Raw genomic sequence first — 24721 nt, 5'->3', positions numbered from 1 at the left:
TGTACAGACCATCCGTTTTCCTTAGGGAAAGCGGTTGTCTTTTATTTAGACAAAAACAGATGTGATAAAGGTGTTGAAGATATGAACTCAAATTCGAACGGACTGCCTCCACGGAGACAGGCACCGACGCAATCCGGTGCTTCTGGATCGAAGAATGGCAAGGGCGAGCAGCCTAAGAAGAAAAAGAGAATGAATGCTTTTGGCAGAATCCTTTTAAGTCTATTGGTTATTGCCATTGTGGTAGGCGGTGGATATGCGTACTGGGTATACAATCAAGTCGTGGATACAGGCATCGATAAACCGGTACCTCCCGGGATGTCAGCCACAACCAAACCGATCACGATGCTGTTATTAGGCACAGATAACCGTCCTGAAACTGGCACATATCTCTCGGATGTTGTTATGGTGGCTTCGTTGAATCCGGAGACCAAGACGGCAACCATTGTATCTTTACCACGAGACACACGTATTCAATTGGATGGGTACAAGTCGAACAAGCTGAATTCCTATTATCCAAGATTCAAAGCACAGGAAAAAACCACTGGCAAAAATGCAGAGGATCAGATGAAAGAAATGATGGGCAAGTATTTGGATGTAGATATTAATTATACAACCGTCCTGAATTTCCAGGCATTCCGTGATGCTGTCAATGCCGTGGGTGGCGTGGATGTGACTGTGGATAAAAATATGTGTTATAGAGATACAGCCGATGGTACAGATATCAATCTGGTCGCAGGCGCACAACATCTCGATGGTAAAGCAGCACTAGATTTTGTTCGTTACCGCAAATCCAATTGTAATCTAAAGACTGATGAATCCAATGACTTTGATCGTAACAAACGTCAAAACCAAGTGCTGAACTCCATGCTGGATCAGATGAAATCTCTTGGGGGCATTACAAAGATCAGCAAAGTAATTGGTGCAGTTGACAAGAATATGACGACAGATGTGGAATCGGAACAAATGAAAAACTTTATCTCGACGTATTGGAACATTTCCACTTCGGATGTGCATTATACTCCGGTTACCGGTGAGTGGAGAAGTCCATATGTGTATATTAATGAGACGGAACTCGCCAATGCCAAGCAGGCTTTACAAGATACACTTTCAGGTAAAGTAACGGCTTCACCTTCAGGCGAATAACCTTCATTCTTTTGGGATTGGAAGCACGTTAATCGGTATGCTATAATAACATAAACCAAGTACAAGAATTGCATAAAGAAGGTTAGGGGGCTGGTTGAATGTCCGAAGCCGTCACACAATTAACTGAATCTCTTTTACAGCAATTCAAGAATGAGACCTTTGTGCTTCTGAGCACAGTGGATGTAGAATCCGGAGGTCCGACTTCAACAGCCATCTCCTGGATTTATGCGGAGAATGCTTCTACTTTTCGTGTAGCAATTGATCATCGTTCACGTTTAGTGAATAACATGATTACTAATCCGCTTATTACGGTTACTGTCTTTGGAGAAGAGATGGTGTATGCAGTGAACGGACGTGCTGCGGTACGACAAGATCCGCTGCAGGACGTTCCATTTAATATGTGCTGTTTCGACATTACAATTGAAGCGGTGAGGAATGCTCTGTTTTACGGCGCTCAATTGTCCTCTGTGCCTCAATATGTCAAAATATATGATCAGCGTGCTGCTGAGAAATTAGATGAGCAGGTTTTTGCTGCCATGAAAAAAGCCTAGTGAGAGATCACTGGGCTTTTTGTTGTCTTTTGTCCGATGAATGCAGCTGCTGCATTTGTTGTTTTTGATTCACGTGTTCATCGGGATTTTGACGAACTTTGACGTCTTTCGGGAGTTGAGGGATAATTCGTCCCACCATGTCAGCGAGTTCTGAAGCAAAACCGGAGATTGGGTGCCCTTGACGAATATGTTCACCAATCTCTTTAATTCGTTCTGTGACATCTGCATCAGCAGTAACGATGGAATCTATACCTTCGGGGTCTTTGCGAAGTGCTTCGGCAACAGCGTACTTAATGGTACCCACCCGAGCACGTTCCAGTTCACCATCAACATCGATGCCAACTACGGCTGTATTACCGAGTATGACGCAGTTCGCATCTTCAACACCTTCCACTTGCTTGGCAAGGGCTTTAAGGTGATTGATTCGTTTTTCATTGGGCATCCGGCCACTCTTTGCATCATCTGCAATGTTGGTATCATGGACTTCACCTGTATTCTCATTGAGACGGTCCAAACGTGAAGGATTCATCCGATCTTCCTGTGCATTGAGCATGTGAGATCCTTTCCCTTGATCTTGCTGAGTTGTTACATTTCCTCCGTAACCTTTCGCATGTGTACCTTGATTCGGCGAAGCGCTGCGTGTGGAACTGTTGCAACCTGTAAGTATAAAGATCAGAAGCAGCGTGCAAACCCATATTTTCATAAATGTTCATCCTTTCTTGGAGTTTTTCAGAATGGTTGACAATTATTTTGCCCTAGTCGAATACATTTATGTATGGGATCATGATTGTCCATGCCGCTGCTGAAAGATCACACTATTCATGCCTTTAACGACGCCGCTTTGGAGGGGATTGAATGAAAAAGATTTTTGTATTGGATACCAACGTGCTTCTGCATGACCCCAATGCCATATTTGCCTTTGAGGAACATGAGGTAATCATTCCCGCGGTTGTACTGGAGGAGATCGACTCCAAAAAAAGAAATGCCGATGAAATTGGGCGTAATGCCCGTAATGTATCCAGACTGTTAGATGGATTACGAGAGCTGGGTCACTTGCACAGTGGGGTACCTTTGGCTAATGGAGGTAACCTGAAAGTAGAGCTGAATCATCGGAGTTTCGTGAAAGTTCAGGAAATGTTTGGTGAAGTGTCCAACGATAATCGCATTTTGGCTGTCGCACTGAATTATCAGATTGAGGAGAATGAAAAGGAAGTAGTCGAACGTCAGGTCGTGCTTGTCAGTAAAGATGTACTTGTGCGTATCAAAGCGGATGTACTTGGTCTGTTCACACAGGATTACTTATCAGATCGGACGGCAGGACTCAGTGAGTTATATCCAGGTTATACGGCCCTAAAAGTTCATCCGTCAGTGATTGATGAGTTTTACACATATCGTTTTTTACCAATCAAACCGTTACAGTTGTCTTATTCGTTGTATCCGAATGAATTTGTTATTCTCAAGGATGAGATGGGAACCAATAAATCGGCTTTGCTTAAAGTGAACACAGAGGGAACAAAGCTGGAGCCGCTTTTCCTCAGTAATGATAATGTCTGGGGTATTAGCGCACGTAACGCACAACAACGCATGGCACTGGAACTGCTTTTGAATGATGACATCCCGCTGGTTACTATCACCGGTAAAGCCGGAACAGGGAAAACCTTGCTGGCACTTGCAGCAGGTCTGCTTAAGGTAGAGGATGATCATAAATACAAAAAACTGTTGATCGCTCGTCCTGTCGTTCCGATGGGGAAAGATATCGGTTACTTGCCCGGTGAGAAGGAAGAAAAGCTTCGTCCATGGATGCAGCCGATATATGATAATCTGGAGTTTTTGTTTGACACCAAAAAAGCCGGAGATATCGATAAAATCCTAATGGGGCTTGGCAGTATTCAGGTGGAGGCCTTAACGTATATTCGTGGAAGATCGATACCTGGACAGTTTATCATTATTGATGAAGCCCAGAACCTGTCGCGCCACGAAGTGAAGACCATTGTATCAAGGGTCGGTGAAGGCAGTAAGATTATTTTGATGGGAGACCCCGAACAGATAGACCATCCGTATCTTGATTCTGCCAGTAATGGTCTGACGTATATCGTGGAACGGTTCAAACAAGAGGGAATCAGCGGACACATCATGCTCGAAAAAGGAGAACGGTCCAAGCTGGCACAGCTTGCAGCTGATTTATTGTAAAATTTAGGGGATTTATTTCCCGGAAAATGTTGTTATTGAAGCCGGCTCCTGGAGCCGGCTTTTTTGCTGAAAAAATAAGTAAGCGTTATTACACAGAACTCGATATGCTCTTATTATGCAAAAATCCGAAAAAGTGTTTTTCGGCAGGGTAGGACAAGAGTACTACTTATTTGTTACAATAATTGCTGCAGGAAAAAACTAGGTGAACAGGGAGGGAAGTTAATGAAGCGTAGACATCAGGTTGTTTTATTCGCGGTATTGCTGCTTTCGTTAACGATCTTGTCACCGAGTTTTGACTTTAGAGGTTCGCAGCTCAATCAGGAACGCGATCAGGAAAAGGATGCTTTTCCTGGGTCTTCGTCCCGTAATGAAGATGCTCAAGCTCCGCTGGAGATTGTAGTGGCCATGTCGGATGAAGAGTTTCAAGCCTTTCAAAAGATATCCAAAGAAGTTGCTGCCTCCCAGCTGGTAGAGATTAATCTTCGGAATGAGAAGCCGGATACATATAAGCATGTTTTGGATCTTGAATTTTCACTAGGAGAGAACGGGGATGTTGTTCTGCTTGATAGTGAGGAAGTGCAATACTATGCCCAAAAAGGGTACCTGTATCCGTTAAACGGAACCACATTATCGAAGTCGCTAGGAGATACGGTAGTTGGGTTACGGGGAATGACAGAGTGGAATGGTTATCAGTGGGGAATGCCTTTTGATTTTGATCCGTACATTCTGGCTGCACAATCTTCATTTCTGAAGAGAGCTGGTCTGGAGTCATTACCTCGCAATAAAGATCAGTGGGTCAAACTTACTCAACAAGCCATTGCAGAAGGCATCCCTTTAATTACAATGAACATCAATGATATGTACGGGACAAATGCGTGGCTGAATCATTTGGAACCGAGAATGGCACCCGATCAAGTTAAACGAACACAAATAGATTCGCAAATGGGGGATCTTCAGCAGGGGATTCAGTTGATGAATCAGATTCAGCCCCTTATTAGGCTTGAGTCTACCAATCCAGATTTCTCACCAACTGCTGACCAAAACGACACCCCGATGGTTGTATCATTGTTATCTCAATTATTGAATGCGGATCAAGCGAGTACAGTGGATAAAGATTCTTTGGAGCGGATTTCTTTCGAAACCTTGGAAACCGTAAACTCCAGAAGTCTTGTCATTACTGCGGGTTCGGTTGAGGCTGAGGAGGCCAGTAGATGGATTGAAGGAATGACGTCCGCTACGACACAGCTGAAATGGTACCAGCAGGTTAACCGGTTGCCCGCAAAGCAACAGGAACTGGATATGGAGTCTGAGAAACTCATTGGACGTTATGAAATGACAAAGGGACAATCCTGGTTCCCGACCACCCAAGATGTCCCTGCTGCAACGACCGAAAGTCATGCTCTAATAACTCGTTTTCATAAAAAAGTACAACAATTCTTAAAGGGTGAAATTACAGCGAATCAATACGTAGACAGTATTAGAACGACGAATTAACTTTAAGTTCGTGTTCAACCTCTTTAAAAGGATATAGCTAGTTTTACTTCCAGTATGCCTTCACTTGTTGAAACATCGGTTGCTTTCACAAACGAGAGGATTTTCTGTGGATAGAACCCAAGGTCAAATTCTTTTTCCAGCATTCGGCGTGTGGTGTCTGGTAATTCAAGCTGGTTGAATACAAGTTTGTCCACATGAAAACGAATGGAGTTTTGAGGTTCATTTTCTACCGTATAATGTCCTTCAATGCTTAATTGCAACTGATCCCGCTGACCGGAAGCTATAATCTTATCCTGGTTAAACTGAAAGGCAAAGTCTTCAAAGATTGGATTTTGGGAACGTAGAAATGCATTAAGCTCATCCTGTCCAATTCGAATCGTATACGTTGTTCCAGTCGTGGATATTCCTCCGTTTTGTTTTTGGATAAAATCAGGCAGGTTCTGCATGGCAGATGCCAATGCTTTGAAATATCGTTTCACCTCATAGATGCCTATATTCTCCCAATAAAGGGTTAATTCATCCATCAGTTTCTGAATCGCTGCCGCATCTCCGCTGGTGGCTATTTGGGCATCCACTTCTTTTTGCAAGGCGACTACACGTTCCCGCTGGTTTTGAAGATTAGTCTTCATTTCGGTTAATTCTGTTGTAGTCTGACGAATCTGAGTAGAAGTCTGTTGCAGATTGCGATAACGGTCCTGATACTTGTCCAGCACAGCCTGATCCCGTCCGATAATAATCTGGTAATAATCATACAGTACAAACAGGTCTTTGAATGATCTGGCTCCCAGGACCGTCATGAGGAGGCTGTCGCGTTCTCCTGTGTAGTAGGACCTCACTACAGCTCCGGCCCGATCTTGCTGAATATGTATCTGCTCTTCCTGTTCCTGCAGCTGGACGGATAATGTCTCGTGTTGTTGACCCAGCTGCTTCTGCCTTTCGGTGATGCGTTCGATTTCATGATCGATTTCAACGATGGATAGACTTTTTTGTAATATCTCACGTGTATCCTCAGCTGAAGACTCTCCATAGGCATAGGCTAAAGGTAGCTGGAGGAATAAAATGATGCATAATATAAAGGCGGAAATGCCGTGTTGACGTTTCACCGATCCATTCTCCTTTCCACTTCTTAAATGACAATCGTACAGGCTTGTTGTCTTCCAGACAATATATGAAACAAATACGTGAAATATCCTTAGTGGTTACATAACACCATGAACATTCATTTAATCTGAACACAACAAAAAAGCAACCCGACAGATATCGGATCACTTTGATGCTGCAGGTGGATTAGAGCGGCAAACCCATTTCGAATACGGTCCAGTAGCTGAACCCCGTGAATGTTACGATCATATAACCCCAGAAGAGCAATATGTACGTTCGCTCGGTAAATTTCAAGTATCCCAAAATGACAAAAAACGCAGTCTGCAGGAAAAAAAGCAAAGCCATTTCGACCAGATCTCCCGCAAAAGCCATCAGGCCAATTGCAAGCGTGAAGAACCCGAGTACCCGAAACATGCGTGCCACGGTAAATCCTCCTCTCCTAAGTACGTTCATAGATTGTCTACACAACATTATACCGGGAAAGGAAAAACGTGTAAACAAATTTGGATATGAAAGCGAATTCTTTTTTTGCTCAAAGTAAGTATAGAGGGATATGTTTTACGTATGTCACGTATGAGCAAGCCTGAATGTGGAAATACATTTTAGTATGAAATCAATTCTATGAACTCTATGAGAGGCATAAGAATGAATGAAGCAGCTTTTATACCTAATTCACATACCGGGCTTCCGGTAATGCGGACGGTTATTTTAGGATGTTGTTAGGAGGGTATTATAGCATGACTGCAGTGAGACAGGATGCTTGGAGTACAGAGGACGATTTGATATTGGCTGAGGTTACTTTGCGTCATATTCGGGAAGGCAGTACACAATTGGCCGCTTTTGAAGAGGTGGGCGAAAAAATAGGCAGAACATCTGCCGCATGCGGTTTTCGCTGGAACAGTTGTGTACGTAAAAAGTATGATTCTGCCATCAGTAACGCCAAGGCACAACGACAAAAACGAAGTTATCTCAGAAAGCAACCAGCTATGCTCGGACCGCAGGTTGCAGCACTGTCTACACTGGACACTGAAGAACATCTGTACAAATCAGATGGGATCTCAGACGATTCATTATCGATGGATGCAGTAATCCGCTTCCTGCGACAATGGAAGGGAACGGTGCAGGAGAGTAATCGTCAACTCAAGATGCTGGAGAAGGAGCTTCGGGAGAAAGAAGATGAATTGCTTGAACTACGTCTTGAGAATGACCGTCTCTCCAAGGAAGTGAATGAAGTACAGACGGATTACCGTGTGGTGAATGACGACTACAAAGCTTTGATTCAGATTATGGATCGGGCTCGCAGACTCGCATTTTTGTCCGAAGAAGAAGAGGAACTTAAGACACGTTTCAAGATGGATGCCAACGGGAATCTGGAACGAATTGAATAACAAATTCAGACGTTTGATTTGTGAAAGTCAGGTATGAACCCGCCACACCTCCGTTACACAACGGCAGGTATGACGGGTTTTTAGTTTGGTGTTTTTGTTCTATTATAGATAATAGAAGAGAAACTACTGAAGCGGAGAGGAGTGCATCATATGATCATTGACATCGTAGGAGCGGGGGCACTTGGTCTTTTGTATGGCGGGAAACTGCTGGCGTCAGGTAACCAGGTCAGATTTTGGACCAGAACAACAGCTCAGGCAGACCTCCTCAGCCATAATGGAGTAACCATTGTGGAACAAGACGAAGAGATACATATTCTACCGGATCAAATACAGGCGAAACCAATAAGTAAGCTGACTGACACATGGAAGAACACACCAGGAGAATGGTTACTGCTCATGGTTAAGCAGACAAGCATGGATGATTTCATTGATGAGATTAGTCCATTACAAGATCATGTGCTGAATGTCGCTTGTTTTCAGAATGGGATGGGCCATCTTACAAAACTTCAAGCAGCTTTGCCAAAGTCGCTTCTCTGTAGTGCGGTTACAACAGAAGGTGCGAAGCGAACACAAAGTCAGGTGACTCGTGCAGGTACAGGTGAAACCAGTCTGGGGAGATACAACATACATATAGGAGCTTCTACCTCTATAGAGGAGAAGAGAACATTTACTCTGTCGGGATCGTTGCAGCAGGCAGGATTTGACTGTACAGTGTCGAATGAAATCGATAAGCTGATATACAGGAAACTATTGATTAATTCAGTCATTAACCCGCTCACGGCACTATGGCGAATCCCTAATGGAGAATTGATCGTCAAGGAAGAACGAAAGAGGCTAATGCGGCAGTTATATGATGAAGTATTGTTAATCTACTCTGCAAGTGGAATATGTTTGGATCAGGATATGTGGGATCAACTGATATCGGTCTGCCGTTCTACTGCCACGAATACTTCCTCCATGCTTGCAGATGTTCTCGCTGGACGTGGTACAGAAGTAAGGTCAATTAACGGTCATATTGTAAAGATGGCACAGAAGTTGGACCTTGTTGCACCTACACATGAAATACTGCTTCATCTGATTGAAGGAATGCAACCGGAAGGAGTGAATTAATGGGACTTTTTATTGTGTTGAGCATATTGCCCTTTTTTCCGTTCTTTCTTGTCTATTGGGGCATGTACGTATGGAAAAAAGACAAACGGAACGCCATGCGGATGGCAATGGATGTAACCACTTTTTTTCTTGTTTTTTCAGTATCGGCGTTATTCAACTTAACATTTGATTCGAATTTTGGTTTTTATCTGACACTATTACTCATACTACTAGCACTTGGATTTATCGGAGGTGCGCAAAATCGACTAAAGGGGAAGGTCGATGGGGGGAGAATGTTCCGGGCCGTATGGCGCATGGCCTTCATCATTATGAGTTTCGGGTATGTTTTGTTTACTTTATTTGGATTATTTAGATACTTCATGAAACAGATGTGAGGTTACATAACGCAAAAGAGGCAAAAAATGTGTCGATTTTGTCGAAAACTGAAAAAAACATTACTTTCTGAAAAAGTAATGTAGATTTTTTTGACCGGTGGTTGTATAATCTATAAACATATAAACCATATCAATTTAGGGGGAACGTGTTAGATGAAAAGGAAAAGTCTATTAGTCCTTTTGACGCTGATTTTGGCGTTCGGTACCGTACTTGCAGCGTGCGGATCGAAAAACGAAGGCACAGGTAACACCGATACTGGTTCTGCAAACGAAGGAAATGGTCTTGCAAAAGATCAAATTCTGAAAATCAACCTGTCAGCTGAACCTCCTACGTTGGACCCGGCTCAAGCAAAAGACAGCCAAACCAACACAGTTCTGAAATTCTTGTACGAAGGTCTTGTACGCATTGATGCTGATGGTAAAGAACAAGCAGGCGTAGCTAAAGACTGGAAAATTTCCGAAGATGGTTTGAAATATGTTTTCAACCTGAACCCGGAAGCTAAATGGAGCAACGGTGATGCAATCACTGCCGAAGACTTTGTTCGTTCTTGGGAACGTGCTTTGAAACCGGAAACAGCTTCTCCATATGCATACCAATTGTACTACATCAAAGGTGCTGAAGGTTACAACCTCAGCAAAGATGAAACATACAAAGGTACTAAAGTCACAGATTTCTCACAAGTAGGCGTTAAAGCTACTGATGAGCACACATTGGAAGTAACTTTGGAAAACCCAACACCTTACTTCTTGGGTCTGACAGCATTCTACACGTACTACCCAGTACATGCATCTGCTGACACCAATGACAAATTCTTCACAGACTACAAAAACATGATCGTTAACGGACCATTTGTAATGGATCAATACTCTAAAGGTCAAAAAATTGTTGTGAAGAAAAACGATGGTTACCATGCAGCTGCCGATATTAAATTGGCTCAAATCGATATGTCTCTGACAAACAGCAGTGCTTCCGAACTGCAAGCTTACAAATCAGGACAATTGGACTACACTGGTGCACCTAACGGTGAAATTCCATCCGACCAAATTCCTTCTGTAAAAGCGGAATTGCCGGACGAGTTCAAAGCTACTGGTATTGCAAGTACGTACTACTATCAGTTCAACGTAAACGAAGCACCATTTAATAACGTAAAAATCCGTAAAGCATTTGCAATGGCAATTCAGCGTCAACTGATTGTTGACAAAGTTACACAAGGTGGACAAATTCCAGCATTCGGCTTTGTACCTCCAGGTATCCGTGGTGAAAACGGCGAATTCCGTGATGAGCACAAAGACGACTACTTCACAGAAAATGTTGAAGAAGCTAAAGCATTGCTTGCTGAAGGTATGAAAGAAGAAGGTTACACAACATTGCCAGCTGTTACGTTGATCTACAACACTAGTGATGGTCACGCGAAAATCGCTTTGGCGGTTGCTGACATGTGGAAACAAAATCTTGGTGTTGATGTAAAAACAGAAAACCAAGAGTGGGGCGTATTCCTTGAGAACCGTCAAAACCAAAACTTCCAAGTAGCTCGTGCAGGTTGGTCTGCTGACTACAACGATCCATACAACTTCTTGGAAATGTGGACTACTGGAAACACAAACAATGATTCCAAATTCAGCAACGAACAGTATGACAAAGATGTTAAAGAAACTGTAAAATCTGCTGATCCAGCTGCACGTATGGCTGCATTTGCTGACGCTGAGAAAATCCTGATTCAAGATGAAATGGGCGTTATGCCAATCTATTATTACACTAACGTATCTTTGACTAAGCCTTACCTGAAAGGTGTACAACTTGATTTCAGTGGAGCTATTGACTACACTCGTGCATATCTGGAAGAGAAATAAGTTGTTCTGAAGTCTAATATGAATACTTCGGGATATATATGTGGAATTCCATATATATCCCGATTTTTTGTATGTGCACCGATTTTCCTTATAATTCTTGAAATTTCCGATAAATGGATTGGACTTTATTTCTGTCTAATTCTACAATCGATTTGTATACAAAATATTGTTTGTGGAGGTGTGCAAGGGTTGGTTAAGTATGTGTTGAAAAAACTATTATTTATGCTGCTATCGCTTTTCATACTCGCATCTGCAACCTTCTTCCTGATGAAGGCTATTCCGGGTGACCCTTTTACATCTGAGAAAAAAGTATCGCCTGAAATTCGGGTCTTGCTGGAACAGAAGTATGGATTGGACAAACCGATGTATGAACAATACCTGAAGTATATGGGTGGAATCATTAAGGGAGATTTCGGAGTCTCAATGAAATATCTCAATCGAGATGTAGCCGGAATGATCGGCGAAACATTCACCGCTTCGCTGAAGCTTGGAGTGTTTGCAATTGTTATCTCCATTATCGTTGGTGTTCTGCTGGGCCTTATTGCTGCAGTTTACCATCGTAAACTCATTGATGATATCACGATGATCCTGGCTGTCATTGGGATAGCTGTTCCGAGCTTCTTGCTTGCGTCACTATTGCAGTATCTCTTTGCTACTAAATTAGGCTGGTTTAACGTTATGGGCTTTGATGGTCCATTGGATTATGTTCTTCCGGTTGCAGCGCTATCTGCATCTCCGATTGCTTTTATCGCTCGTTTGACGCGTTCGAGCATGCTTGAAGTCTTACATGCAGATTATATCAAAACAGCTAAAGCCAAAGGTCTGAAATGGCCTGCAATTATGTTTAAACACGTTGTAAGAAACGGTATTCTACCAGTAGTAACTTATGTTGGTCCAATGACAGCGAATATCATCACAGGTTCCGTTGTAATTGAACAGATCTTTAACATCGGGGGAATTGGTAAAGTATTCGTAGAGAGTATCACAAACCGTGATTACACTATGATCATGGGGATCACGATTTTCTATGGTATCCTCCTGATGTTGGCTCGTTTCTTTACGGATATCGCTTACGTGCTGATTGATCCTAGAATTAAGCTGGAAAGCCGGAAGGGGGCATAACGTTGTCTGGCACGAATAATAAAAAGAATGAAACGGCGAACACGAACCTGACTAGTCAGGCAGCGGTTAAACCGCAAGAAAGTGTATCCCTTTTTAAAGATGCCATGTACAGACTTGCAACCAATAAGGCTGCAATGATCAGTCTGAGCGTGTTAGTTCTTGTCGTGATTTTCTCTTTGATTGGTCCAACTTCTTTGTTTACAAGTTATAATTATTATTCCAATGATTTGTTGAATGCCAATGCAGCACCGAGTGCGGAGCACTGGTTCGGTACGGACGAGCTTGGTCGCGACGTGTGGGTAAGAACTTGGGTAGGAGCACGTGTATCCCTTACTGTAGGTTTGGCCGCAGCCTTGATTGACCTTGTTATCGGGGTTATTTATGGAGCGATCATGGGTTTCTATGGTGGACGTGTAGATGGAATTATGAACAAGTTTTCCGAAATCCTCTACTCCTTGCCGTACATGCTTGTTGTAATTTTGTTGCTGGTTGTACTGGAACCAAGTCTGACAACGATTATCATTGCCCTCACCATCACAGGCTGGATCAGCATGTCATGGATTGTGCGTGGTGAAATTATGCAACTCAAAAACAGAGACTTTATTCTTGCAGCAAGGTCCATGGGAGCAAGCACAGGGCGTCAATTGTTCCGTCATTTGTTGCCCAATGCAATAGGACCGATTCTTGTAACATTGACGTTGTCCATTCCAAATGCAATCTTTGCTGAAGCGTTCCTGAGCTTCCTTGGATTGGGTGTATCAGCACCAAGATCTTCACTTGGTTCTATGATCAATGATGCACTTACAGGCTGGACGCTATTCCCGTGGCGGATGTGGTTCCCAGCAGGTCTGATGGTTCTTACAATGCTTGCATTTAACTTGCTCGGAGACGGTCTGCGTGACGCACTCGATCCGAAATTACGTAAATAGAAACAGGAGGTGGGATTATGGAGCCGATTTTAACTGTCAAAGACCTGAGTGTGTCGTTCTCAACACGTTCTGGTGAATTTGATGCCGTTAAACATGTGAGTTTTGAACTTGGCAAAGGAGAGACGCTGGGGATCGTAGGTGAATCGGGTAGTGGTAAGAGTGTTACCGCCCAAACCATCATGAAATTGATTCCCTCCCCGCCTTCGAAGGTCAAAAGCGGAGAAATTACTTTTCACGGGCAAGACCTGCTGAATAAGACAGACAAACAAATGGAAGCGATTCGTGGTAAAGATATCGGTATGATCTTCCAAGATCCAATGACTTCATTGAATCCTACCATTAAAATTGGTAAACAAATTACTGAAGTATTGCGCAAGCATCAGAACATGTCCAAACAAGCGGCGAATAAAGCGGCTTTGGAGATGCTTGAACTTGTAGGTATTAAAAATGCGGCTATTCGCATGAATCATTATCCTCACCAATTCTCTGGTGGTATGCGTCAGCGTGCCATGATTGCGATCGCGCTTGCATGTCGTCCATCCCTTCTGATTGCGGATGAACCGACAACTGCACTTGACGTTACAATTCAGGCTCAAATTCTGGATGTCATGAAAGACATGCAGCAAAAGCTGGGAACATCGATCATGCTGATTACGCATGACCTTGGTGTCGTAGCGGGTATGTGTGACCGTGTCGTTGTTATGAAGGAAGGCGAAGTTGTTGAAACAGGAACAACTGCAGAAATCTTTAGTAACCCTCAACATCCATACACCATTAAATTGCTGAATGCTTTGCCTCGTCTGGACGAGCCCAAAAAGGAAAAACCAGCTCCGGCTGGTATTATCAAAGGCAGCAATAAGCCTCTGGTACAAGTGAAAAACTTGAAACAGTACTTTAATTTGGGTAAAGGTAACATTCTCAAAGCGGTCAATGACGTAAGCTTTGATATCTTTGAAGGTGAAACGCTTGGCGTTGTAGGCGAGTCTGGCTGTGGTAAATCCACAACAGGTCGTACCATTCTGCGTCTTTATGAGCCAACTGGCGGAAATGTTAACTTCAACGGAACGGATATCTACAAGTTGTCCCCGCGCAAAATGAAAGAAATGCGTAAAGATATGCAGATGATCTTCCAAGATCCATATGCATCTCTTAACCCGCGTTTCAATGTTATGGATATTATCGGGGAGTCCCTCGATATTCATGGTCTGGCTTCCAGCACTAAAGAGCGCAAGAGACGAGTGGAGGAATTGCTTGATCTGGTAGGTTTGAATCCAAGTCATGCTCTTCGTTATCCACATGAATTCTCCGGTGGTCAAAGACAACGGATCGGGATTGCGCGTGCACTTGCTGTAGACCCTAAATTCATCATCTGTGATGAGCCATTGTCTGCACTGGATGTATCCATTCAAGCACAGGTCGTTAAATTGCTTGAAGAACTTCAGCAACGTCTCGGCTTGACTTACCTGTTTATCGCGCATGACTTGTCGATGGTTAAACATATCAGTGACCGTGTCGCTGTAATGTACATGGGTAAAGTGGTTGAGCTCGCAGAAAGTGAAGAACTGTATGCGAACCCTATCCACCCTTATACCAAAACATTGCTCTCAGCAATCCCTGTACCTGATCCGGAAGTGGAAGCGAACAAACGTCGCATCTTGCTGCCGGAAGAGCATATGAGCCCGATTCAAAATGGATCAGGTGGTCCTGCAAATGACCCGTACAACTTGGAAAATGCTCAATTGATTGAGGTTTCCAAAGGTCACTGGGTTGCAGAACCTTACGTATAATAGGAATATTAATGCGATATGCTATTATTGATGTATTAAATGCCGCCGACTCGTTCGGCGGTTTTTTTCGTATTTTAATCACTTTCTTTTGACGAAGCGGCCTTGAATTCGGTACAATCAAGAAAGGCTCTTTGAAGCAGAATAGGAGGCAGACCTCATGAACGGTATTACCGAGGCACTCCGCAGCGGATCAAGACTTGCAGAAGATTATATCTGTTCAAGAGATGCTGCGCGTGGCCTTTACGAGTATGACATTCGCTGGGAATCAGGACTTCAGGCGCGTGCCGAGTGGCTGGACCAATCGGAAAACACACGTATTGATCGTCGTGATCTGGCAGAGTATTTACGTATATATAATAAGCGGGTGAACGACCATGGAGAGGTTCATACGTCCATCACACGTCTTGCAGAACAAGATGCACTAGTGGTTACAGGAGGACAGCAGAGCGGTCTGCTCACCGGACCACTGTTCGTCATATACAAAGCCGCTAGCGTAGTGGCAGCTGCGCGTGAAGCGGAAGAAAGACTTCAACGCCCGGTAGTCCCAGTATTTTGGATTGCCGGTGAAGACCATGACTGGGATGAGGTTAACCACACATATCTACCTGATCATCAGGGAGACATGAAGAAGGTTAAGTTACAAGGACGATTCGCAGGAAGGGATTCTGTGAGTAATGTTCATGTGGATTCGCAGCAGTGGGTGAATGTACTCGAACAGGTGGAACATCTTTTACCTGATACGATACATAAACCAGGACTGATGAAATGCATCTCAGAGATCCATCAATCCAGTTCAAATCTGAGTGATGCATTTGCCCGCATGATATCTGCCTTGTTTGCCAGTAGTGGACTTGTTCTAATGGATGCATCGGATCCAGATTTACGCAGGTTGGAACAGCCCGTGTTTGAGCGGTTGATACGAAAAAATGAAGTGCTGCGCAGCGCATACACACAAGGTGCTTCGCTGGTACAACAAGCTGGTTATGCTATGCCTGCCGAAGTAGCGGAGGATGGAGCCAATCTGTTCTACATTCATGAAGGTACGCGTCTACTCTTGTTGTTGAAGGACGGTTTATATAGTGATCGCAAAGGTTTGGTTTCTTTCACAGAGGAACGTCTGCTTCAGGAACTGGGAGAACATCCGGAGCGCTTCAGTAACAACGTATTGACACGACCATTAATGCAAGATTCCGTGTTGCCTGTAGCCGCTGTTATTTTGGGGCAAGGTGAAATTGCATATTGGGGTTTGACTCGGGAAGCATTCCGTCAGTTCGGCCTGCAAATGCCCATTTTGTTGCCGCGGTTGTCTTTCACCATTATGGAAGATATTCATCACAAACATATGAAACAATATGGACTTTCTTTTCAGGATGTTCAATATCATATGGAAGAAAAGAAGGAGCAGTGGCTTGCACAGCAGGAGACGTTCCAGGTAGATGAACAGTTTGACAAGGTTCAGGAGGCGTTTCTTGATCTGTATGGACCGTTGCTAGATGAGATCGCGGAGATTCATCCGGGGCTGGAACGAATTGGCGACACCAATTTGAGTAAAATCAACGAGCAAATGCAGTATCTGAAACAGCAGACTCACAAAGCTATCGAAGATAAACACAATGTGAGTCTAAGGCACTGGAACGGCATTCAGAACTCCTTATTCCCAACGGGCAAACCACAGGAACGAGTACATAATGCACTCTTTTACCTGAATCGTTATGGCACCGAGTGGATCGATGAACTGATTAAGGCCTCAAGTGAATTCCTTGGAGAGCACAAGGTTATTGCACTATAGAGCCCTTTATAATAGAAGAAACACATAAACGAGGAGGATATGAAATGACTACACCTGCATTGCAAAACAGTATTGTTAAAGATATGGGACTCGCTTCAGAGGGTCACCTGAAAATTGATTGGGTAGAAGCGCATATGCCGGTACTAAACCGCATTCGTCGCCAGTTCGAACAGGATCTGCCCTTCAAAGGTTTGAAGGTTGCCATCTGTCTTCATCTGGAAGCGAAAACAGCTTACTTGGCAAAAGTGATCCAAGCGGGTGGTGCAGAAGTAACAATTACGCATAGCAATCCCTTGTCTACACAAGATGATGTTTGCGCAGCATTGGTGGAAGACGGGGTTACGGTGTATGCGAAGTACAATCCGGAGCCTGCGGAATTCAAATCACTGCAACTTCGTGCGCTTGAGGTGAAGCCTGATCTCATTATTGATGATGGTGGAGATTTTGCAACCATTATTGCATCCGAGCGCCCTGACCTCGCAGCAACCATTCGCGGAGGAGCAGAAGAAACGACAACGGGTATTATCCGTTTGAAAGCATTGGCGAAAGAAGGCCAATTGAAGTTTCCGATGGTTGCGGTTAATGACGCATACTGCAAGTATCTGTTTGACAATCGCTACGGTACTGGACAATCTGCATTCGACGGGATTATTCGTACAACTAACTTGGTTATCGCTGGTAAAAACGTAGTGGTAGCAGGTTATGGCTGGTGTGGTAAAGGTGTAGCGATGCGCGCCAAAGGTCTTGGTGCAAATGTGATCGTAACCGAGATCGATCCAATCAAAGCGGTAGAAGCACACATGGACGGTTTCCGGGTCATGACGATGGTGGAAGCCGCCAAATTGGGCGATTTCTTTATCGCAGTTACAGGCAATAAGGATGTTATCACAGGTGAGCATTACGATGTGATGAAGGACGGAGCGATCCTGAGTAATGCAGGTCACTTTGATGTTGAAGTGAATAAACCTGAACTGGCTAAACGTTCCGAATCGATTCGCACAGTTCGTCGCAATATTGAGGAATATCGTTTCAAAGACGGTCGTAAAATGTACCTTCTTGCAGAAGGTCGTCTTGTAAACCTGGGTGCAGCAGATGGTCACCCCGCCGAAATCATGGATACGACGTTTGCCCTACAGGCACTTGGTCTGCGTTATGTAAGTGAGAATTATGAAAACTTGGGTAAAAACGTTGTTAATGTACCTTATGATATCGACCAACAGGTTGCTAGCTATAAACTTGAAAGCCTGAATATTGGCATCGACTCCTTGTCAGCTGAGCAAGAGAAATACCTGGATAGCTGGAAATTTTAAGCACTATCCAATAATTACAAGCTGATGAAATGATTCAATAGGTATAGAATGGTTTATTGATGATATGGCTCATGTGCGGGTAGACATACGATTGCCCGTTTAAGGGAAGCGTCTTTGATCCTGAGTGACAGGATCAAGGACGTTTTTTTATGCTGAAAAATTAAAAAATCAAGTCATGCAAGAAGGGTTTTGATTTTTTTGTGCGAATCTATTATGCTTAGGTGGTGGAAAGTGGGGCAAAGTGGGAGAAACGGGTGAGGAGTGAGTGGGCCAATGTTTATGGGGGAGTTCCAACATAGCATTGATGATAAGGGTCGGGTTATCATTCCGGCTAAATTCCGCGAATCTCTGGGACCGTCTTTCGTTGTCACACGGGGTTTGGACCAGTGTCTTTTCGTGTACCCCATGGAGGAGTGGGGGGTCATGGAACAGAAGCTCAAAGCACTGCCATTGATGAAATCTGATGCACGTGCGTTTACCCGGTTTTTTTTCTCGGGTGCAACCGAATGTGAACTGGACAAACAGGGCAGGGTAAATCTGCCGGGCAATTTAAGAGAGTATGCCAAGCTGGACAAGGATTGTGTTGTTCTTGGCGTGTCGAACCGGGTGGAGATTTGGAGCAAAGGCATATGGGAGAGTTATTTCAATCAATCCGAAGAAGCATTCAACGACATTGCCGAAAAGCTGGTCGATTTTAATTTTGATTTATAAAGTCAGGAGGGGTGCAGGTTGTTTCACCACATAACCGTACTCAAAGAAGAGGCAACAGAGGGATTAAACATCAAGCAGGACGGTATATACGTGGACTGCACTTTAGGCGGTGGCGGACATAGCTCCGTGATTGCTTCCAAGCTCGGTCCAGGGGGACGTCTGATCGCACTTGATCAGGATGATTGGGCTTTGGATAATGCTCGCGAGAAGCTCGCAGCTTATGGAGAACGTGTAACATTGGTGAAAACCAATTTTCGAGATCTGGAACAGGTACTCAAGGAACTGGATGTACCAATGAAGGATGGTGCACCACAGGTCGACGGTATTTTGTACGACTTGGGTGTGTCATCCCCGCAATTTGATGAAGGAGAACGTGGATTCAGTTACAATCACGATGCTCCGCTCGATATGCGAATGGACCAGGATGCAATGCTGACGGCCAAAGAGATTGTGAATGAGTGGCCAGAAGAAGAGATTGCTCGAATTTTGTATCGCTATGGTGAAGAGAAGTTTTCGAGAAGAATTGCCCGTGTTATCGTCGGAAAACGAGCGCAGTCTACCATTGAGACGACAGGTGAACTCGTGGAACTGATCAAGGAAGGCATCCCGGCGGCAGCTCGACGTACTGGTGGACATCCTGCCAAACGCAGCTTCCAGGCATTACGCATTGCCGTCAACGATGAGTTGGGTGCCTTTGAAGAAGGCTTGCATCAGGCTGTTCGTTGTCTGGCACCAGGAGGACGTGTATCTGTTATTACCTTCCACTCCCTTGAGGATCGGATATGTAAACAGATTTTCAGCAGTTATCTGGAAAAATGTACATGTCCACCCGATTTTCCGTTGTGTGTATGCGGCGGCAAGGGGACCCTGCGTTTAGTTAACAGAAAACCGTTGATTCCAACGGAAACGGAATTGACCAAAAATTCACGTGCTCGTTCAGCCAAGCTGCGCGTAGCCGAGAAATTGTAGATCAAGAGTGGAGGAGAGAATCGGAGTATGGCATATACACGTGGTAATCTCGCTGTAAAAGAAAAAGCGTCCCAGGAACGTGTGACCCAGCAACGATACAAAGAAACCACCAAAGTGGTGACCCGTCGTACGGGTCTTCCGGCACGCGAGAAGATTTTGTATCTGATTACCCTGGTTGCAGTTATCCTTGTTGGAGGAGCCTTGATGTCTCGTTATGCTCATATCTATGATCTGAACAAGCAGGCGCAGTCTACTATTTCGGATATCAAGGTGTATGAAAAGACGATTGCAGACCTGCAAGTGGAAAAAGAAACATTGAACAACCAGGTCATCGAAAATGCAAAACAACTTGGTTACGTTGAAGCTTCCGGTAAGGATGTCATTTATGTACCTCGCTCAACAAGTACGAAATCAACTGGCACTGAGTCGTCCTCGAATACAGCAAGCAGTAAGTAAAGAGGTGTTCCGATGATAAAAAGAATAAAGATGCGCACGTTGCTTATAGGGGGATGTATTACCCTCTTTTTTCTTGTACTCGTAACCCGAATCTTTTTTATTCAGGTTGTGAATGGCGGTGAATGGCAGAAACGGGCAGCCGGTTTGGTAGAGCGGGAACAGACGATTAAGGCTGCACGTGGAACGATTACGGATCGAAATGGTAATATTTTGGCTACCGATGCCCCTGCGTATACGGTTTCTGTTAATCCGTTATTAATTAATGAACTTGGAATTCAGGATGTTGTCACGGAGAAACTCTCTACCCTTTTAGGGAAAAATGAGAGTGAGATGCGTGCTTTGGTCACAGCCAAAAATGCAAAGGGTAAGTTTTTTCAGCAACGTGAAGTACGCAGTGAAGGTTATAAAATAAGTCCTGAACTTGCGGCACAAGTCAACGAGTTGCGTGAAGAACTGCAAGATGAATATAAGGCGCGTAATGCAATTGTGATGGCTCAGGAGTCGAAGCGTTTTTACCCTGAAGAAACCCTTGCTTCTCACCTCTTGGGATACATGAGCCGTGATGGGAAAGCTGTCAATGGACTTGAAGTCTCATATGATGAAGCACTGACAGGTACAGACGGATATCTGAATTATCAGAAGGATGCCAAAGGCATTAAACTTCCGGATTCACAGGATAACTATCTGCCACCTCAGAACGGTAAGAACCTTACGCTGACCATCGATGATACGATCCAGTTCTACATTGAGGATGCAATGAAAGAAGCCGTTGCCAAGTATAATCCACTGAGCATGACGGTCATTGCCGCAGACCCAAACACGATGGAGATTCTAGGGATGGCGAACTGGCCAACCTTTAACCCGAATACGTATGGGAGTACACCTGATCAAAAGAATTTTATCAACCATGCTACGCAATCAATCTATGAGCCAGGTAGTACATTCAAAATAGTTACGCTAGCAGGGGCTGTAGAAGAAAAACTCTTCGATCCCAATGCAAGTTTTGAATCCAAACGCATGTATATCGGTGGTTTCCCAATTAGTGATAATGGTCATTCCTATGGTTGGATCTCGTATCTCGAAGGTGTTAAACGGTCAAGTAACATTGCTTTTGTTAACTTGGGTTACAACATGCTTGGCGGCGAACGTCTGCGTCATTACATAGACGAATTTGGCTTCGGCAAAAAGACGGGTATTGATCTGCCAAATGAGGCAGCGTCCCCGATCAAGCCACTGGTTTACAAATCCGAGATTGCTACTGCTGCTTACGGTCACGGTCTTGTACAGGTAACACCAATTCAACAGGTCGCAGCCATCTCTGCGATTGCCAACGGCGGCAAATTGCTGGAGCCACATCTGGTGAAGGAGATCAAGAACCCGAATGATGGAACAACGGAAGTCATCAAACCTAAAGTTGTCCGTCAGGTGATTTCTAAGGAATCTTCCAAACTGGTGAGCGGTTATCTGGAACAAGTGGTTGCAGATCAGACGATTGGTACCGGTCGTAACGCCTATATTGAAGGTTACCGTGTAGCTGGTAAGACAGGTACAGCAAGAAAGGTTGTTAACGGAGCATACAGCAAGTCAAAAGACGTTGTATCGTTTATTGGATTCGCGCCCGTGAATAATCCGAAGATTGCTATACTTGTTGTCATTGACCAACCGGATGGAACCAACATTGGGGGAGGAACCGCAGCTGCCCCGGTGTTCAAAAAGATTGTCAGCCAGACTCTTCAATACATGGGAATACCCAAAGATACAGCCAAAACTCCTGACAAAAAGTCAAAAGAAGTCTCTGTCGTGCAAGCCAAGGCGCCTGACTTAAGTGGCAAGACAGCCAAACAAGCCAGAAGCCAGCTTCTAAGCGCAGGTATTGCTTATGTGACTCTTGGTCAAGGTGATAATGTAATTCGGCAGTATCCGGTTGCTGGCGCCTCTATGAATCCAGGCCAACGAATCTATCTGCTAACGGAAGAAAGCAGCAAGATGAAGATTCCCGATCTAACAGGTGAATCTCTCCGGGATGCCCTAGAAGTACTTTCTCTCATGAAAGTGGGGGTTACAGTCAAGGGTGAGGGCTATGTCGTGAAGCAAACCGAGCAGGTCGCAGGTGAGCAGAGAACTGTACAGTTGAACTTGCAAACTGCCAAAGCTGCAGTGACAGGTATAGCCGATGAGGCTCCAATCTCTTCTGATCCGTCGTCAGAAGCTGAAGTGAAGGAACAAGAGGCTTCGACCGGAGAAGCTAAAACCGACGGAACAGACGAAACAGATAACAACAAGGCTCCTGCCAATGAATCCGAATCCTCTGGCGATCCAGCCACAAACGGAGCTTCGCTTCCTTAGAGAGCTCTGACAGCTTGTTCTAACCCCCGGTTGTCCTGAATATTCATGAATGGAACGAATGTCATGATTTTGGGACGAGTGGGGGGATCTTTTCGTGAAGGGATCAAGCGTAAATCTGCGGCGCAGGTTGTTATGGAGTTTAATGATTTTAGTTTTGTTATTTTCGGCCTTGATGATCAGGCTTGCTTATGTACAGCTCGGGGAAGGCCCTGAATTGTCAGCAAAAGCAGAAGAATCCTGGCGGCGTAATATTCCTTACTCAGCCAAGCGAGGGGAGATCCTGGATCGAAATGGAACCTCTCTGGCCTATAATGTGACAACACCAACCATTATGGCCATTCCGGCTCAGGTGAAAGAAGCTGAAACGACGGCTAAAGCGCTGGCCCCATTGCTTGGGATGACGGAAGAAAAAGTGCTCGCAACCATCAAGAAACGAGAACTCATTGTACGACTACAACCCGGCGGCCGCAAAATTACGATGGAGAAAGCTCAGCGCATCCGTGATTTGAAGCTTCCGGGTATCGTTGTTGCTGAGGACAATAAACGTTTTTATCCTTATGATGATTTGGCTGCCCATATTCTTGGTTTTACGGGCATTGATAATCAGGGCTTAACGGGTGTCGAGAAGAAATATGATGATAAGCTGAATGGTTTGAATGGCAGTGTGTCCTACTTGTCCGATGCGGCCGGAAGGCTAATGCCGGGCTCATCCGAGAAGTATGTGGAACCGAAGGACGGCCTTAACCTCAAGCTGACCATTGATAAATCCATTCAGTCCATCATGGAGAGAGAACTGGATCAGGCCATGGTGAAGTTCCAGGCGAACTCAGCATTGGCCATAGCGATGAATCCGAAAACGGGTGAAATTTTGGGGATGTCCAGCAGACCGGGATACGAACCTGCCGATTATCAGCAATATCCCGCGGAGATATACAATCGCAATTTACCGATCTGGATGACCTACGAGCCGGGCTCCACATTTAAGATTATTACCTTGGCAGCAGCGCTTGAAGAGAAAAAGGTCAATCTGCAACAGGATCAATTTTTTGATCCCGGATATGTTGAGGTGGGTGGAGCCCGTCTGCGTTGCTGGAAAAAGGGCGGCCACGGAAGTCAGACCTTCCTACAAGTTGTGGAGAACTCATGTAACCCGGGCTTTGTGGCTTTGGGGCAGAGGCTGGGCAAAGAATCGCTCTTCTCCTATATTAAAGACTTTGGTTTCGGTACCAAGACAGGGATCGACCTCAGCGGAGAAGCCAGTGGAATTCTGTTCAAACTGTCCAGAGTGGGGCCTGTCGAGCTTGCAACGACGGCTTTTGGTCAAGGTGTATCGGTAACACCCATTCAGCAAGTAGCTGCTGTGTCAGCGGCCATCAATGGGGGTAAACTTTACAAGCCTTATGTTACGAAAGCGTGGGTCCATCCGGTCACAGGAGAAGTCATGGAAGAAGCCAAGCCGGAATTGGTTCGTCAGGTGATCTCGGAGAATACATCCAAACAAGTACGTGAAGCACTCGAGAGTGTTGTTGCCAAAGGTACCGGGCGTCCGGCATTCATTGATGGATACCGGGTCGGTGGCAAAACAGGTACAGCCCAGAAGGTTATCAACGGACGTTATTCCTCGACCGAGCATATCGTATCCTTTATCGGATTTGCACCGGCAGATGATCCACAGATTGTAGTCTATACCGCAGTGGATAATCCCAAAGGAATACAGTTCGGAGGTGTAGTTGCCGCCCCGATTGTGCAGAACATCCTTGAAGATGCTTTGCATTATATGAATGTACCTGTTCGGAAGGATCAGGTCGCCAAAGAATACAAGTATGGTGAAACCAAAATCGTGACAGTCCCAGACCTGACAGGAGCTACTGTTGAAGATCTGTACGAAGACCTGAACATGAATTTTATGCTGGCGAAGTCTGGCAGTGGTAAATACGTGATTAATCAGGCACCTAAACCTGGGGCGAGGGTAGAACAGGGATCAACCATCCGCATTTATATGGGGAATGTACTGAACGATGCACATGATCACACAAAGGATGAATAACAGGCTTAGGGGTAGTTTGAGGCTTCTAGCGCAACAAAATTCATCCAGGTGCG

Annotated in this window: 21 protein-coding genes; 18 read left to right on the top strand and 3 right to left on the bottom strand. The window is 44.7% G+C overall.

Translation table 11 applies throughout. From position 1 onward, the window contains the following. The first annotated feature begins 81 nt into the window (after window positions 1–81). Together MHH92_RS20895 and MHH92_RS20890 are read left to right on the top strand one after the other, a co-directional pair. Entirely contained in the window at window positions 82–1143 is a 1062-nt protein-coding gene (locus tag MHH92_RS20895) for an LCP family protein (protein ID WP_340906050.1), read from the top strand. 98 nt (window positions 1144–1241) lie between these two features. Then, window positions 1242–1694: a pyridoxamine 5'-phosphate oxidase family protein gene (locus MHH92_RS20890; RefSeq protein ID WP_340906048.1), complete on the top strand. Its 453-nt coding sequence runs from the start codon at window positions 1242–1244 to the stop codon at window positions 1692–1694. A gap of 7 nt (window positions 1695–1701) precedes the next feature. Here the strand turns inward: MHH92_RS20890 and MHH92_RS20885 are convergent, their stop codons facing one another. Then, window positions 1702–2397: a YhcN/YlaJ family sporulation lipoprotein gene (locus MHH92_RS20885; protein ID WP_253501970.1), complete on the bottom strand. Its 696-nt coding sequence runs from the start codon at window positions 2395–2397 to the stop codon at window positions 1702–1704. A gap of 152 nt (window positions 2398–2549) precedes the next feature. Here MHH92_RS20885 and MHH92_RS20880 point away from each other — a divergent pair, with 152 nt between their 5' ends. Beyond that, a complete protein-coding gene (locus tag MHH92_RS20880; protein ID WP_024628438.1) occupies window positions 2550–3884 on the top strand; it encodes a PhoH family protein in 1335 nt (444 codons plus the stop codon). A 222-nt stretch (window positions 3885–4106) separates the two neighbouring features. Next, on the top strand, window positions 4107–5378 hold the full coding sequence (locus MHH92_RS20875) for an ABC transporter substrate-binding protein (RefSeq protein WP_253501967.1): 1272 nt from the start codon (window positions 4107–4109) through the stop codon (window positions 5376–5378). Between the two features lie 23 nt (window positions 5379–5401). Here the strand turns inward: MHH92_RS20875 and MHH92_RS20870 are convergent, their stop codons facing one another. Continuing rightward, complete coding sequence (locus tag MHH92_RS20870) at window positions 5402–6481, bottom strand: hypothetical protein (protein ID WP_253501964.1); 1080 nt, start codon at window positions 6479–6481, stop codon at window positions 5402–5404. 184 nt (window positions 6482–6665) lie between these two features. After that, window positions 6666–6902, bottom strand: coding sequence for a DUF2626 domain-containing protein (locus MHH92_RS20865; protein WP_017687281.1), 237 nt, complete (start codon window positions 6900–6902; stop codon window positions 6666–6668). 314 nt (window positions 6903–7216) lie between these two features. Between MHH92_RS20865 and MHH92_RS20860 the strand changes: the two genes are divergently transcribed. The 14 genes from MHH92_RS20860 to MHH92_RS20795 all read left to right on the top strand — a co-directional run bounded on the left by MHH92_RS20860 (window position 7217) and on the right by MHH92_RS20795 (window position 24668). Next, a complete protein-coding gene (locus tag MHH92_RS20860; RefSeq protein WP_076211575.1) occupies window positions 7217–7867 on the top strand; it encodes an RsfA family transcriptional regulator in 651 nt (216 codons plus the stop codon). Window positions 7868–8017: 150 nt separating this feature from the next. Then, a complete protein-coding gene (locus MHH92_RS20855; protein ID WP_253501961.1) occupies window positions 8018–8977 on the top strand; it encodes a ketopantoate reductase family protein in 960 nt (319 codons plus the stop codon). Next, window positions 8977–9351, top strand: a complete 375-nt coding sequence (locus tag MHH92_RS20850; RefSeq protein ID WP_047843759.1) for a DUF3397 domain-containing protein — start codon at window positions 8977–8979, stop codon at window positions 9349–9351. The genes MHH92_RS20855 and MHH92_RS20850 overlap by 1 nt, the downstream gene beginning before the upstream one ends. 153 nt (window positions 9352–9504) lie before the next feature. Then, the gene (locus tag MHH92_RS20845; RefSeq protein ID WP_076328093.1) at window positions 9505–11202 is read left to right on the top strand and encodes a peptide ABC transporter substrate-binding protein; all 1698 of its coding nucleotides are present in this window, start codon (window positions 9505–9507) and stop codon (window positions 11200–11202) included. Between the two features lie 189 nt (window positions 11203–11391). Continuing rightward, entirely contained in the window at window positions 11392–12324 is a 933-nt protein-coding gene (locus MHH92_RS20840; RefSeq protein WP_036614893.1) for an ABC transporter permease, read from the top strand. A 47-nt stretch (window positions 12325–12371) separates the two neighbouring features. Further along, complete coding sequence (locus MHH92_RS20835) at window positions 12372–13253, top strand: ABC transporter permease (protein ID WP_370511422.1); 882 nt, start codon at window positions 12372–12374, stop codon at window positions 13251–13253. 17 nt (window positions 13254–13270) lie between these two features. Next, on the top strand, window positions 13271–15040 hold the full coding sequence (locus MHH92_RS20830) for an ABC transporter ATP-binding protein (RefSeq protein ID WP_340906041.1): 1770 nt from the start codon (window positions 13271–13273) through the stop codon (window positions 15038–15040). 157 nt (window positions 15041–15197) lie between these two features. Then, window positions 15198–16829 (top strand): bacillithiol biosynthesis cysteine-adding enzyme BshC, encoded by a 1632-nt coding sequence (gene bshC / locus MHH92_RS20825; RefSeq protein ID WP_340906039.1) that lies wholly within the window; start codon window positions 15198–15200, stop codon window positions 16827–16829. 44 nt (window positions 16830–16873) lie between these two features. Continuing rightward, window positions 16874–18139, top strand: a complete 1266-nt coding sequence (locus MHH92_RS20820) for an adenosylhomocysteinase (protein ID WP_047843755.1) — start codon at window positions 16874–16876, stop codon at window positions 18137–18139. A gap of 273 nt (window positions 18140–18412) precedes the next feature. Then, the gene (mraZ, locus tag MHH92_RS20815) at window positions 18413–18850 is read left to right on the top strand and encodes a division/cell wall cluster transcriptional repressor MraZ (protein ID WP_017687291.1); all 438 of its coding nucleotides are present in this window, start codon (window positions 18413–18415) and stop codon (window positions 18848–18850) included. Window positions 18851–18868: 18 nt separating this feature from the next. Further along, window positions 18869–19819, top strand: coding sequence for a 16S rRNA (cytosine(1402)-N(4))-methyltransferase RsmH (gene rsmH, locus MHH92_RS20810; RefSeq protein WP_340906034.1), 951 nt, complete (start codon window positions 18869–18871; stop codon window positions 19817–19819). Window positions 19820–19846: 27 nt separating this feature from the next. Next, window positions 19847–20275, top strand: coding sequence for a hypothetical protein (locus MHH92_RS20805; RefSeq protein WP_036614881.1), 429 nt, complete (start codon window positions 19847–19849; stop codon window positions 20273–20275). A 12-nt stretch (window positions 20276–20287) separates the two neighbouring features. Next, entirely contained in the window at window positions 20288–22621 is a 2334-nt protein-coding gene (locus MHH92_RS20800; RefSeq protein WP_340906030.1) for a penicillin-binding transpeptidase domain-containing protein, read from the top strand. A 94-nt stretch (window positions 22622–22715) separates the two neighbouring features. Further along, on the top strand, window positions 22716–24668 hold the full coding sequence (locus MHH92_RS20795; RefSeq protein WP_282320756.1) for a stage V sporulation protein D: 1953 nt from the start codon (window positions 22716–22718) through the stop codon (window positions 24666–24668). The last annotated feature ends 53 nt before the right edge of the window (window positions 24669–24721 follow it).

Origin of the sequence: Paenibacillus sp. FSL M7-1414 (assembly GCF_038003195.1) — a bacterium.
Classification (GTDB): domain Bacteria; phylum Bacillota; class Bacilli; order Paenibacillales; family Paenibacillaceae; genus Paenibacillus; species Paenibacillus amylolyticus.
This window is presented reverse-complemented; position numbering and strand designations above follow the sequence as displayed.

What these genes read in the sequence shown, in the direction of transcription:
- MHH92_RS20895 (WP_340906050.1), top strand. Translation starts at nt 82, where the DNA reads ATGAACTCAAATTCGAACGGACTGCCTCCACGGAGACAGGCACCGACG.
- MHH92_RS20890 (WP_340906048.1), top strand. Translation starts at nt 1,242, where the DNA reads ATGTCCGAAGCCGTCACACAATTAACTGAATCTCTTTTACAGCAATTC.
- MHH92_RS20885 (WP_253501970.1), bottom strand. Translation starts at nt 2,397, where the DNA reads ATGAAAATATGGGTTTGCACGCTGCTTCTGATCTTTATACTTACAGGT.
- MHH92_RS20880 (WP_024628438.1), top strand. Translation starts at nt 2,550, where the DNA reads ATGAAAAAGATTTTTGTATTGGATACCAACGTGCTTCTGCATGACCCC.
- MHH92_RS20875 (WP_253501967.1), top strand. Translation starts at nt 4,107, where the DNA reads ATGAAGCGTAGACATCAGGTTGTTTTATTCGCGGTATTGCTGCTTTCG.
- MHH92_RS20860 (WP_076211575.1), top strand. Translation starts at nt 7,217, where the DNA reads ATGACTGCAGTGAGACAGGATGCTTGGAGTACAGAGGACGATTTGATA.
- MHH92_RS20855 (WP_253501961.1), top strand. Translation starts at nt 8,018, where the DNA reads ATGATCATTGACATCGTAGGAGCGGGGGCACTTGGTCTTTTGTATGGC.
- MHH92_RS20850 (WP_047843759.1), top strand. Translation starts at nt 8,977, where the DNA reads ATGGGACTTTTTATTGTGTTGAGCATATTGCCCTTTTTTCCGTTCTTT.
- MHH92_RS20845 (WP_076328093.1), top strand. Translation starts at nt 9,505, where the DNA reads ATGAAAAGGAAAAGTCTATTAGTCCTTTTGACGCTGATTTTGGCGTTC.
- MHH92_RS20830 (WP_340906041.1), top strand. Translation starts at nt 13,271, where the DNA reads ATGGAGCCGATTTTAACTGTCAAAGACCTGAGTGTGTCGTTCTCAACA.
- bshC (WP_340906039.1), top strand. Translation starts at nt 15,198, where the DNA reads ATGAACGGTATTACCGAGGCACTCCGCAGCGGATCAAGACTTGCAGAA.
- MHH92_RS20820 (WP_047843755.1), top strand. Translation starts at nt 16,874, where the DNA reads ATGACTACACCTGCATTGCAAAACAGTATTGTTAAAGATATGGGACTC.
- mraZ (WP_017687291.1), top strand. Translation starts at nt 18,413, where the DNA reads ATGTTTATGGGGGAGTTCCAACATAGCATTGATGATAAGGGTCGGGTT.
- MHH92_RS20805 (WP_036614881.1), top strand. Translation starts at nt 19,847, where the DNA reads ATGGCATATACACGTGGTAATCTCGCTGTAAAAGAAAAAGCGTCCCAG.
- MHH92_RS20800 (WP_340906030.1), top strand. Translation starts at nt 20,288, where the DNA reads ATGATAAAAAGAATAAAGATGCGCACGTTGCTTATAGGGGGATGTATT.